The sequence below is a fragment of the Streptomyces sp. Y309 genome, from assembly GCF_056712025.1.
This window is the reverse complement of record NZ_CM160048.1, coordinates 233,601-245,851: the sequence shown is the minus strand read 5'-3', so window position 1 is coordinate 245,851 and position 12,251 is coordinate 233,601. Positions and strand designations below refer to the sequence as shown.

Sequence of the window (12,251 nt, the reverse complement as noted above, 5' to 3'; positions counted from 1 at the left end):
CGCCGGGGGAGTCCATAACCCGCCCGGGCGAGTCCATAGCCCGCCCGCCCGGCGGGCCCACGACCCGCCCGCCGGAGCAGCTCCGCAGCCACCAGTGGTACGGCAGCAGCGTCTCGTCGGGCCTGCGCTCCTTCAGCCACCGCGCCCGCACCCGCCAGCTCGGCTATCTGCCCGAGGAGCACCTCGGCAAGCCGGTCATCGCGATCCTCAACACCTGGTCCGACATCAACCCCTGCCACGTCCACCTGCGCGACCGCGCCCAGGCGGTCAAGCGCGGGGTGTGGCAGGCGGGCGGCTTCCCGCTGGAGTTCCCGGTGGCCACGCTGAGCGAGACCTTCCAGAAGCCCACCCCCATGCTCTACCGGAACCTCCTCGCCATGGAGACCGAGGAACTGCTGCGCTCCTATCCGGTGGACGGCGCGGTGCTGCTCGGCGGCTGCGACAAGTCGACGCCCGCGCTGCTCATGGGCGCGGCCTCCGTCGACCTGCCGGCCGTGTTCGTGCCGGCGGGCCCCATGCTGCCGGGCCACTGGCGCGGCGAGGTCCTCGGCTCCGGCACCGACATGTGGAAGTACTGGGACGACAAGCGGGCCGGGCTCATCGGCGACTGCGAGCTCGCCGAACTGGAGAGCGGTCTGGCCCGCTCGCCCGGCCACTGCATGACGATGGGCACCGCCTCCACGCTCACCGCCGCCGCCGAAGCCCTGGGGGTCACGCTGCCCGGTGCCTCCTCGATCCCCGCCGTGGACTCCGGGCACGACCGCATGGCCGCCGCGTCCGGACTGCGCGTCGTCGACCTCGTCCACCGCGACCGGAAGCTGTCCGACCTCCTCACACCAGAGGCTTTCGCCGACGCGGTCACCACCGTCCTCGGCCTGGGCGGCTCGACCAACGCCGTCATCCACCTCATCGCCCTGGCCGGGCGCGCCGGAGTCACGCTCACCCTCGACGACTTCGACCGCATCGCCCGTACGGTCCCGGTCCTCGCCAACGTCCGCCCTGGCGGCGACAGATACCTGATGGAGGACTTCCACTTCGCGGGCGGCCTGCCCGGGTTCCTGTCCCGCATCCCCGACCTGCTGCACCTGGACCGGCCCACGGTCGCCCACGACACGCTGCGCGAGCAGCTCGCGGGCGCGCTCGTGCACGACGACGACGTGATCCGGCCGCGCGGCAACCCGGTCGCCGCCGAGGGCGGACTCGCCGTCCTGCGCGGCAACCTGTGCCCCGACGGCGCCGTGATCAAGCACATCAGCGCCGACCCGCGCCTGCTGAAGCACACCGGCCCGGCCGTCGTGTTCGACGACTACAGAACCATGCAGCGCACCATCAACGATCCGGACCTCGGCATCACCGCGGACAGCGTGCTCGTGCTGCGCGGCGCCGGACCCAAGGGTGGCCCCGGCATGCCCGAGTACGGCATGCTGCCGATCCCCGACCACCTGCTCACCCAAGGGGTGCGCGACATGGTGCGGATCTCCGACGCCCGGATGAGCGGCACGAGTTACGGCACCTGCGTGCTGCACGTGGCGCCGGAGTCGTACGTCGGCGGGCCGCTCGCGCTGGTGCGCACCGGGGACCCGGTCACCCTCGACGTCGAGGCGCGCAGCCTCCACCTCGACGTACCGGAAGACGAGTTGGCGCGGCGGCGGGCCGCGTGGACACCGCCGCCCGAGCGGTACGAACGCGGCTACGGGGCGCTGTACAGCGAGCAGATCACCCAGGCGGACACCGGCTGCGACTTCGCGTTCCTGGCCAGGCCGGGCCAGGTGCCGGACCCGTACGCGGGCTGACCGCACACCCCGCCACCCGAACGCCCCCAGGCTTCTCTTTGTACGAAATCTCGAACATCGTCTGCGAAGCGCTTCACCCGAACCATCCCAGAACGGAGAGCCAGTCATGGCCCAAGCCGCAGCCGTGGCGGAGAAGCCGCCGCCGGCGAAGCGCCCCCGGCGCCGCGCCGGAGCCACCCCGCGCAGGCTTCCCTATCTGCTGATCGCGCCCGCCGCGCTGCTGATGCTGGGCTTCATCGCCTACCCGGTGATCAGCGTCTTCTACTACAGCCTGCAGCACTACAACCCCACCAAGCCCTGGCGCAACGGCTTCGCGGGCCTCGACAACTTCACCCGTGCCTTCACCGAGGACCCGCTGTTCTGGGACACCCTCGCCTTCAGCGCCAAGTGGGTGTTCGTCGAGGTCGGCCTCCAGCTCCTGTTCGGGCTCGCGCTCGCGCTGATCGTCAACCAGACCTTCGCGGGACGCGCCCTGGGCCGGGCCCTGGTGTTCTCTCCGTGGGCGGTCTCCGGAGTGCTGACCTCCGTGATCTGGGTGCTGCTCTACAACTCCCAGACCGGCATCACCCGTTACCTCGCCGACCTGGGCATCGGCGAGTACGGCACCTCGTGGCTCTCCGACCCGGGAACGGTCTTCTCCGCCGCGATCGTCGCCGATCTGTGGCGCGGCGTCCCCTTCTTCGCGATCCTCATCCTCGCCGACCTCCAGTCCGTCTCGAAGGACCTGTACGAGGCCGCCGAGGTCGACGGCGCGAACCGGCTGCGGCAGTTCCTGCACATCACCCTGCCGCACCTGAAGGACGCGATCATCCTGTCCACCCTCCTGCGCATGGTGTGGGAGTTCAACAACGTGGACCTGCTCTACACCCTGACCGGCGGCGGGCCCGCGGGCGAGACGACGACCCTGCCGCTGTACGTCGCCACCACCAGCGTCGAAGCCCACGACTTCGGCTACGCGTCCGCCCTGACCACGGTGGCGTTCGTGATCCTGCTCTTCTGCTCGGTGCTCTATCTGCGCCTGAGCAAGTTCGGAGGCGACAGCAAGTGATCACCAAGGATGCGGAAGCGCCCACCGTGACCTCCACCCCGCGCAACCCCCTCGACACCCGCGGCCCACGGCGGCCGAAGAAGCGCGAGCGCTCCTGGGACGAGGTGCCGCGCTGGCAGATCTACCTCCCGCTGGGGGTCTACCTCGTCTTCACGCTCATCCCGTTCTACTGGATCGCGCTCTTCGCGCTGCGCCCCGCCGGCTCGACCTCCCTGGTGCCCTGGCCCGTCACCTTCGAGCACTTCGAGAAGGTGTGGACCGAGCGGAGCTTCGGCACGTACTTCCAGAACAGCGTCCTCATCGGCGTCGCCACGCTGGTGATGACCACCGTCGTCGCACTGGCCGGCGGCTACGCCCTCGCCCGCTTCGACTTCCGCCTCAAGCGCGGCTTCATGCTGGCCCTGCTGTGCTCCCAGTTCGTGCCGGGCGCGCTGCTCCTCGTACCGCTCTTCGAGATCTTCGCCAACCTGGAGATGATCAACTCGATCGGCAGCGTCATCATCGCCGAGACCGTCTTCCAGCTGCCGCTGTCGATGATTCTCATCAGCAACTTCATCAAGAACGTGCCGCCCTCCCTGGAGGAGGCGGCCTGGGTCGACGGCTGCTCGCGCTTCCGTGCCTTCTGCGTGGTCGTGCTGCCGCTGCTCCGCCCGGGCCTGATAGCCGTCGGCTCCTTCGCCTTCGTGCACAGCTGGAACCACTTCCTGTTCGCCCTGATGTTCCTCAGCGACCAGGGCAAGCAGACGATCCCGGTGGGCCTGAACACCCTGATGAGCGCCGACAGCGTCGACCTGGGCGCGCTCGCGGCCGGCGGCATCGTCGCCGCCGTACCCGTCGTGATCGTTTTCGCCTTCATCCAGAAGTGGCTGATCACCGGCTTCAGCGCGGGGGCGGTGAAGGGATGACCTCCATGCGTAGACGATCCGTCGGATGGGCCGCCCAACTCGCCGCTGTGGCAGCCCTGTTGGCCTGCCTCGGGGTGCCCGCCGCCGCAGAACCCCGTGACCCCGGCCGCGACATCGGCCGTGACATCAGCCGCGACACGCTCGCGCCCGACGACGGCTGGGCGGCCGCCCAGGGCGGCACTACCGGCGGCGCCGCGGCCGACGACGCCCATGTGTTCACCGTACGGACCCGGGCCGAGCTGGTCCGCGCCCTCGACGGCGGCAGCGCGACCCCGAAGATCATCAAGGTGGCCGGGACCATCGACGCCAACACCGACGACCGCGGCAAGCGCCTGGACTGCGCCGACTACGCGACCGACGGGTACTCCCTGAAGAAGTACCTCGCCGCCTACGACCCGCGCACCTGGGGCGCCGCCAAGCCGTCGGGCCCGCAGGAGGAGGCCCGGCAGGCGTCCGCCGCCCGCCAGGCCGAGCGCGTCGAGCTGACCGTCGGCTCCCACACCACCCTCGTCGGGCTCGGTTCGGGCGCCGTACTCAAGGGCGCGTCGCTCCAGATCAAGGACGCCGACAACGTCATCGTGCGCAACCTCGACGTGCGCGACGCCCACGACTGCTTCCCCGTCTGGCAGCCCAACAGCGGCGGCCTCGGCGACTGGAAGACCGCCTACGACAACCTCTGGCTGCGCGGCGCCACGCACGTGTGGATCGACCACGTCACCCTCAGCGACAAGGGCCGCCCCGACGCGGACGAGCCCACCTACTTCGGGCGCAACTTCCTGCGCCACGACGGCCTCCTGGACATCACCAACGGCTCCGACCTGGTGACCGTCTCCTGGAGCCGGTTCGCCGACCACGACAAGGCCATGCTCATCGGCAACAGCGACACGGCCACGGGCGACCGCGGCAAGCTCCGCGTCACCCTGCACCACAACGAGTTCACGGGCGTCGTGCAGCGCGCCCCGCGCGTCCGCTTCGGCCAGGTGCACGTCTACAACAACCGGCACGTCGTCCCCGCCGACGCCCACGACTTCCGCTACGCGCTCGGCATCTCCACCGAGTCCGCCGTGTACGCCGAGAACAACGCGTTCACCACGCCGGGCCACGTCGAGGCCGCGGACCTGGTGAAGAGCTGGAACGGCACGGCCCTGCACCAGACCGGCACGCTGTTCAACGGCTACCCGGTCGATCTGCTCGCCATCAACAGCGCCTACAACTCCGGCAGCGAACGCGACCTGACCGCCGACGTCGGCTGGACGCCCACGCTGCACGGCACCGTCCAGAGCGCCGCGCGGGCCGACCACGACGTCGCGCGCGGCGCGGGAGCCGGGAGGATCCGATGACCACGTCCCTCCGTGACACCGCTCTGCCCGTCGTCCTCGCCGGCGCCCGCGGCCACGGCCGCTGGCACCTGGAGAACATCCGCCGCCTGCACCGCGCAGGCCGGGTACGCCTCGTCGGCATCTGCGAACTCGAGCCCCTGACGCCCGCCGAGCTCGACGGCTTCGCGCCGCTCACGCAGTCCGCCGACTTCGCGGGCCTGCTGGACGCCACCGGGGCACGGCTCGCCGTGGTGTGCACACCCATCCCCACGCACACCGAGCTCGCGCTCGCCGCCGCCCAGCGGGGCGTCCACCTGCTCCTGGAGAAGCCGCCCGCTCCGTCGTACGCGGAGTTCGCCCGCATCACCGCCGCGGCCGCCGAAGCGGGCGTCGCCTGCCAGATCGGCTTCCAGTCGCTCGGCTCGCACGCCGTGCCCGCGATCCGCGCCCTGGTCGACTCCGGCGCCGTCGGCGAGGTCCTCGGCGTCGGCGCGGCCGGCGCCTGGGCCCGCGACGAGGCGTACTACCGCCGCGCGCCCTGGGCCGGACGCCGCCGCATGAACGGAGCCGACGTCGTCGACGGCGTCCTGACCAACCCCCTCGCGCACGCCGTCGCGACCGCGCTCGCCCTCGACGGCAGCACCCGGGCGGAGGACGTCACCGGCATCGAGACCGAGCTGTTCCGCGCCAACGCCATCGAATGCGACGACACCTCCTGCGTACGCGTCACCACCGCACGCGGTCGCCACGTCACCGTCGCGGCGACCCTGTGCGCCGAAGAACCCGACGAACCGTACGTCCAAGTGCACGGCGGCCGCGGCCGGATCACCTTCTGGTACAAGCAGGACCGCGTCCTGGTCCAGCGCGCCGAACACGGACCCGAGGAGTATCTGCACGACCGCACGGACCTCCTCGAGAACCTCGTCGACCACCTGACCCGGGGCGCGGAGCTGCTGGTGCCCGCCGCCGCGACGAGCGCCTTCATGAAGGTCGTCGAAGCGGTACGGCAGGCACCCGACCCCGTCCCACTGCCCGCGAGCGCCTGGCACGCCGCACCGGGGGAGCGCGCGCCCCGCCGCGTCGTCGACGGCATCGACGGCCTGGTCGCCACGGCGGCCGACACCCTCGCCCTGTACTCCGAACTCGGCGCCGCCTGGGCGCCCGCCGAAGAGGTGACCACCTCGTGAACGACGACTCCCTCGTCCTGCGCTGTGCCGGCCGGCCCGTCGGCACCCACACCGTCCGGCCCGAGCTGCCCGCCGAGCTCTCGCCCCGGCCCTATCTCCACCCGGTCACCACCCTGCGCGGCACCGCCGTCACCGAACGCGCGCCGGGGGACCACCCGCACCACCTCGGCGTCGGTGTCGCCGTTCCCGACGTCGAGGGGCACAACTTCTGGGGCGGCCGGACCTTCGTGCGCGACCAGGGCCCCACCGAGCTCGACAACCACGGCACCCAGCAGCACGTGGGCTTCCAACTGCGCGACTCCGACGGGTTCGTCGAGGAGCTGCGCTGGACCGCCGCGGGCCGCGAGCTCCTGCGCGAGCGCCGCACGGTCGCCGCCACCGAACTCACCGGCGCCGCCTGGGCCCTCGACTTCACCTTCTCGCTCACCAACACCAGCGGCCGGGACCTCTCCTGCGGCAGCCCCGCCACCAACGGCCGCCACGGCGCGGGGTACGGCGGCTTCTTCTGGCGAGCGCCCAAAGAGGCGGCGGTGCCCGACGTGTTCACGCCGGACGCCGAGGGCGAGGCGGCGGCACACGGCAGCCGCGCCGACTGGCTCGCGCTCGCGGGCGGCGACTGGACCCTGGTGTTCGCCGGGGCCACCGAACAGACCCGCCGCGACCCGTGGTTCGTGCGCGCCGCCGACTACCCGGGCGTCGGCTCGTCCCTCGCACACGCCGAGCGCCTGCCGATCCCCGCCGGCGAAACCGTCGTACGCCGCGTGGTCACCGTCGTCGCCGACGGCCGCCTGGACCGGACCGAGGCCGCGACCCTGATACGCAAGGCGGTGACCGCATGACCGGCCCCGACCCTGAGACGACCCACCCCGGCACCGGCACCACCGGATCCGACCCCGGCCCCGTCGGCCCCGACCTCGGTGACGGCACCTACCGCAACCCGGTCCTCGCGGCCGACTGGTCCGACCCCGACGTGATCCGCGTCGGCGACGACTTCTACCTCACCGCCTCCAGCTTCGGCCGCGCCCCCGGACTGCCGCTCCTGCACTCGCGCGACCTGGTCAACTGGACGCTCGTCGGCCACGCCCTGGAGCGCCTGGAACCCGCCGCCGAGTTCGCCAGGCCCCGGCACGACCGCGGGGTCTGGGCGCCGTCGCTCCGGCACCACGCCGACCGTTTCTGGATCTTCTGGGGCGACCCCGACCACGGCGTCTACCAGGTCAACTCGCCCGAGATCCGCGGCCCCTGGACCCGCCCCCACCTGGTCAAGGCGGGCCGCGGCCTCATCGACCCCTGCCCCCTGTGGGACGAGGAGACCGGCGAGGCCTACCTCGTGCACGCCTGGGCCAAGTCCCGTGCCGGCGTCAAGAACCGGCTCACCGGGCACCGCATGCGGCCCGACGCGACCGACCTGCTCGACGAGGGCAAGGTGATCGTCGACGCGGACCGCATCCCCGGCTGGTTCACGCTGGAGGGCCCCAAGCTGTACCGGCACGGCGGCTGGTTCTGGATCCTCGCACCGGCCGGTGGAGTGGAGACCGGCTGGCAGGGCGCCTTCCGCGCACGCGAGTTCTTCGGCCCGTACGAGGAACGGATCGTCCTGGAGCAGGGCAAGACCGACATCAACGGCCCCCACCAGGGCGGCTGGGTGCGCACCCCGTCCGGCGAGGACTGGTTCGTGCACTTCCAGCAGCGCGGCGCGTACGGCCGGGTGGTGCACCTCCAGCCGATGCGCTGGGACGGCGCGGGCTGGCCGGTCGTCGGCGACGCGGGCGCCCCCGTCCGCGTCCACCGCAAGCCGGCCCTGCCCCGGCAGCCGCCGTCCGCGCCCGCGACCGACGACGACTTTCCCGGCGGGCGCTTCGGGCGGCAGTGGCAGTGGACCGCCAACCCGCAGGACGGCTGGGCCCCGCACCACTCCGGCGACGGCCTGCGCCTGGTGTGCGTGGAGTCGGCGGACGCGCACGACCTGCGCGGGCTGCCGAATGTGCTCACCCAGCGGCTGCCCGCCGTCCCGTGCGCCGCCGAGGTGGAGCTCACCCTGTCCGCCGAGGAGCCGGGGGCGCGCGCCGGGTTCGCCGTCCTGGGCGACGCGTACTCCTGGATCGGCCTGGAGCGCGGGGTGGACGGGACGGTCCAGTTGGTGCACCGGTTCGCCGAGGCCGTCGCCGACCACGAGCGCGACGCGGCACACCCGCGGCCGGCACCGCGAGGCCGTGCCCGGCTGCGGATCGAGGCCGGGGCGGGCGCCCGCTGCCGGTTCCTCGCCGACACGGGCAACGGCTTCGAGCCCTCAGGTCCGGTCTTCGCCGCCACCCCGTGGCGCTGGGTCGGCGCCCTGCTGGGCCTGTTCGCGCTCACCCCGTCCGGCGGACGGCATCCGGGAACGGCCACGTTCACACGGTTCCGCATCACTGGCTGACGCCCCGTCAGTTCCTGGCACTTCGTCCCTCGTCGTCGTACGTCTGTGAGGAGCATCCGATGACGCACCTTTCCCTTTCGAGCAAGCGCTTGCTGCGCAGATGCCGTGTCGTCGGGGCGGTCGGCGCCCTGGTGGCGTCCTGCGTCCTGGGGGCCACGACCTCGGCCCAGGCGGCCCAGGCGCCCGAGGCGTCCGAGGCGGTCGAGTCGTCCGCGTCGCCCGCGTCCGCAGCGGCCGCCGCCAAGTGGTCCGACACCGCGCACGGTTTCGCCTCGCTGGCAGGAGGCACCACGGGCGGTGCGGGCGGCAAGGTCGTCACCGTCACCGACCAGGCGGCGCTGGAACGCTACGCGGCCGCCGACGAGCCGTACATCATCCGCGTGGCGGGCCAGATCGCCGTCGAACCCTTCGGGGCCGCCATCGACGTCACGTCGAACAAGACCGTCATCGGCGTCGGGGACACCGGGGAACTCGTCCACGGCGAGCTGAACCTCAGGCCCGGCACCCACAACGTCGTCATCCGCAATCTGACGATCCGGGACTCGGCGGTCGAGGGCGACTGGGACTGCAAGACCACCGATTTCGACGGCATCCAGATGGACTCCGTCCACCACGTCTGGGTCGACCACAACCGCTTCTCACGGATCTGCGACGGCCAGCTCGACATCCGCAAGGACAGCGAGTACGTCACCGTCTCGTACAACCGCTTCGAGGACAACAACAAGACGTTCGGCATCGGCTGGACACCGAACGTCAAGACGCAGATCACCGTCGACCACAACCTGTTCGCCGACACCAAGCAGCGCAATCCTTCCGTCGACAACGCCGCCTACGCGCACCTCTACAACAACCACCTGACGGCGCAGGCCGATCCGGGCGACCCGGTGTGGACGTACGGAAACTGGTCGCGGGGCAAGACCAGGATGGTCATCGAGAACAGCTACTACAAAGACGTCCAGCACCCCTACCAGGCCGACGAGAGCGCCGAGTTGGTGCAGCGGGGCTCGATCCTCAAGAACACCACGGGACGCCACGACGAGCGGGGCGCCGCCTTCGACCCGCGCGACTTCTACGACTACCGCCTCGACCCGGCCGCCGCCGTCCCCGCCCTCGTGGGGAAGTTCTCCGGGCCGCAGAAGACCATCGGCAGCCGCACGACCCTGAACGTGCCCGCCGACTACCCGACGGTGCAGGCCGCGGTCGAGGCCGTACCCACGGGCAACGACCGGCCGATCACCATTCGCCTCGCCGCCGGGACCTACCGCGAGCAGGTCCGCGTGGGCCGCGACCGCGACCACATCACGCTCGTCGGGACCGGCGAGCGGCGCTCGGACACGCTCATCGTGTTCGACACCCCCGCCGGCGCGCCCAAGCCGGGCGGCGGCACCCAGGGCTCGTGGGGCAGCGCGACCGTGGCGGTCGAGGGCGACGACTTCACCGCGCGCAACCTCACCTTCGCCAACGACTTCGACGAGGCCGCGCACGAGATCAACGGGGAGCAGGCGCTCGCGGTCAAGACCACCGGTGACCGGCTGCGCTTCGAGAACACCGCGTTCCTCGGCAACCAGGACACCCTCATGCTGGACACCCCCCGACTGACCACGCCCGCCCGCGTCTACGTCCGGGACTCGTACATCGAAGGCGACGTCGACTTCCTCTACGGCCGCGCGACCGCCGTCTTCGACCGCTGCCTCATCAAGGCGCTCAGCCGCGGATCGGACACCAACAACGGCTACATCACCGCCGCCTCGACCTGGAACGGCAATCCGTACGGCTTCCTGATCACCCGCTCCGAGGTCGTGAGCGACGCGCCCGCCGGGTCCTTCCACCTCGGGCGGCCCTGGCACCCGGGCGGCGAACCGGCGGCCGTCGGCCAGGTCCTGATCCGCGACACGCGACTGCCCGCCGCCGTCAAGGCGTCGCCGTGGACCGACATGGGCGGCTTCTCGTGGCGGGACGCCCGCTTCGCGGAGTACCGCAACACCGGGCCCGGCGCGGCGGTCACCCCCGACCGGCCGCAGATGTCGGACGCCGCCGCGGCCGACCACGAACCCGCCGACTATCTGCGCGGCGCGGACAACTGGCAGCCGCAGCGCAGCCGCTGAACCTCCCCGCCCGCCTCTCCCGACGAGCACGGCCCAGCACACCCGAGCACATCAGAACAAGCCCGAGTAGTTCCCGAGCAGAAAAGAGCCGACCATGTTCAGCACCCGCAGCAGCAGACGCCGCCGCCCAGCCGTCGGCCTCGCCCTGACCGCCGCCCTCGCGCTCACCGCCACCGCCTGCGGCGACGACGGCAGCGGCGCCGGCGGAGACAAGGGCGAAGAGGGGTCGGGCAAGGGCCAGATCACCTTCTGGGACAACAACGGCGGTGTCCGCACCGACATTTGGAAGGAGATCATCGCCGACTTCGAGAAGAAGAACCCGGACATCAAGGTCAAGTACGTCAGCATCCCGGCCGAGAGCGTCCAGTCCAAGTACGACACCGCCATCCAGGGCGGCGGCCTCCCGGACGTCGGCGGCGTGGGCGCCGCGATGCTCGCCGGGATCGCCGCCCAGGACGCGCTCGAACCCCTGGACAAGCGCCTGGACAGCGGCCCCCTCGCGGAGAAGCTGAGCTCCAGCATGGTCGAGAACGTCCGCGCGGCGGGCGGCGGCAAGCAACTGTTCACGGTGCCGACCTCCGCCAACAACGGCACGCTGTGGTACCGCACGGACCTGTTCGAGGACGCGGGCCTGGACGCGCCGACCAGCTGGCCGAAGTTCTACGAGGCCGCCGAGAAACTGACCGACAAGGACAACAACAGGTTCGGCTACACCATCCGCGGCGGCGAGGGCTCGATCGCCCAGGCCCTGGACGCGACGTACGGGCAGTCCGGCATCGCGTCCTTCTGGGACGGCGACAAGACCACTGTCAACGAACCGAAGAACGTCGAGGCGCTGGAGAAGTACGTCGCGCTCTACAAGAAGAGCACGCCGTCCGCCGACGTGAACAACGACTTCAAGAAGATGGTCGCCCAGTGGGACAGCGGCGACATCGGCATGCTCAGCCACAACCTGGGCTCCTACCAGGACCACCTCAAGGCGCTGGGCGAAGGGAAGTTCCGCGGCATTCCGAACCCCACGACGGCGAATGGCACGCGCGTGCAGCTGTCCAATCCGGTCGACGGGCTCGGCCTGTTCAAGTCGAGCAAGAAGAAGGCGGCCGCCTGGAAGTTCATGGAGTACGCCGCCTCGCACGAGGCCAACAGCAAGTGGAACGAGTCGGCGGGCGCCATCCCGTCGAACACCGAAGCGGCGAAGGACAAGTGGGTGCAGGACTCCGAACCGACCAGGCTCGGCGCCGAGGCCCTGAACGACGCCGACGTCAAGATCGTGCAGTTGCCGTACTACCTGCCCGACTGGAACACCATCTCCAAGGCCGACAACGAGCCCAACTTCCAGAAGGTGCTGCTCGGCAAGATGTCGGCGAAGGACTTCCTGAACACCCTCGCCGAGCAGCTCAACGAGGCTCAGGCGGAGTGGAAGAAGCGGCAGCAGTGAGGCGGTCACAGCAGTGCGCCGCGGCAGGGCCGGATCG

The 12,251-nt window shown here is 71.2% G+C and carries 9 protein-coding genes; all 9 read left to right on the top strand.

Going from position 1 to position 12,251, the window contains the following annotated elements:
* Positions 1-35: 35 nt before the first annotated feature.
* Positions 36-1,793 (top strand): L-arabinonate dehydratase, encoded by a 1,758-nt coding sequence (araD, locus tag AC0KTA_RS01040; RefSeq protein WP_481056726.1) that lies wholly within the window; start codon positions 36-38, stop codon positions 1,791-1,793.
* A 106-nt stretch (positions 1,794-1,899) separates the two neighbouring features.
* A complete protein-coding gene (locus AC0KTA_RS01035; RefSeq protein WP_481053171.1) occupies positions 1,900-2,841 on the top strand; it encodes a carbohydrate ABC transporter permease in 942 nt (313 codons plus the stop codon).
* Entirely contained in the window at positions 2,838-3,746 is a 909-nt protein-coding gene (locus tag AC0KTA_RS01030; protein WP_481053170.1) for a carbohydrate ABC transporter permease, read from the top strand. The genes AC0KTA_RS01035 and AC0KTA_RS01030 overlap by 4 nt, the downstream gene beginning before the upstream one ends.
* A gap of 5 nt (positions 3,747-3,751) precedes the next feature.
* Entirely contained in the window at positions 3,752-5,086 is a 1,335-nt protein-coding gene (locus tag AC0KTA_RS01025; RefSeq protein WP_481053169.1) for a pectate lyase family protein, read from the top strand.
* The gene (locus AC0KTA_RS01020; protein ID WP_481053168.1) at positions 5,083-6,252 is read left to right on the top strand and encodes a Gfo/Idh/MocA family protein; all 1,170 of its coding nucleotides are present in this window, start codon (positions 5,083-5,085) and stop codon (positions 6,250-6,252) included. The genes AC0KTA_RS01025 and AC0KTA_RS01020 overlap by 4 nt, the downstream gene beginning before the upstream one ends.
* Positions 6,249-7,091: a DUF6807 domain-containing protein gene (locus AC0KTA_RS01015; protein ID WP_481053167.1), complete on the top strand. Its 843-nt coding sequence runs from the start codon at positions 6,249-6,251 to the stop codon at positions 7,089-7,091. Before AC0KTA_RS01020 ends, AC0KTA_RS01015 begins: the two co-directional genes overlap by 4 nt.
* Positions 7,088-8,671, top strand: a complete 1,584-nt coding sequence (locus AC0KTA_RS01010; protein WP_481053166.1) for a glycoside hydrolase family 43 protein — start codon at positions 7,088-7,090, stop codon at positions 8,669-8,671. The genes AC0KTA_RS01015 and AC0KTA_RS01010 overlap by 4 nt, the downstream gene beginning before the upstream one ends.
* A 59-nt stretch (positions 8,672-8,730) precedes the next feature.
* A complete protein-coding gene (locus AC0KTA_RS01005; RefSeq protein WP_481053165.1) occupies positions 8,731-10,776 on the top strand; it encodes a pectinesterase family protein in 2,046 nt (681 codons plus the stop codon).
* Positions 10,777-10,870: 94 nt separating this feature from the next.
* A complete protein-coding gene (locus AC0KTA_RS01000) occupies positions 10,871-12,214 on the top strand; it encodes an ABC transporter substrate-binding protein (protein ID WP_481053164.1) in 1,344 nt (447 codons plus the stop codon).
* Positions 12,215-12,251: the final 37 nt, after the last annotated feature.

Excerpts from the sequence above, each read along its gene's own strand:
- AC0KTA_RS01020 (WP_481053168.1), top strand. The coding sequence starts at position 5,083 with ATGACCACGTCCCTCCGTGACACCGCTCTGCCCGTCGTCCTCGCCGGC.
- AC0KTA_RS01000 (WP_481053164.1), top strand. The coding sequence starts at position 10,871 with ATGTTCAGCACCCGCAGCAGCAGACGCCGCCGCCCAGCCGTCGGCCTC.
- AC0KTA_RS01010 (WP_481053166.1), top strand. The coding sequence starts at position 7,088 with ATGACCGGCCCCGACCCTGAGACGACCCACCCCGGCACCGGCACCACC.
- AC0KTA_RS01025 (WP_481053169.1), top strand. The coding sequence starts at position 3,752 with ATGCGTAGACGATCCGTCGGATGGGCCGCCCAACTCGCCGCTGTGGCA.
- AC0KTA_RS01035 (WP_481053171.1), top strand. The coding sequence starts at position 1,900 with ATGGCCCAAGCCGCAGCCGTGGCGGAGAAGCCGCCGCCGGCGAAGCGC.
- AC0KTA_RS01005 (WP_481053165.1), top strand. The coding sequence starts at position 8,731 with ATGACGCACCTTTCCCTTTCGAGCAAGCGCTTGCTGCGCAGATGCCGT.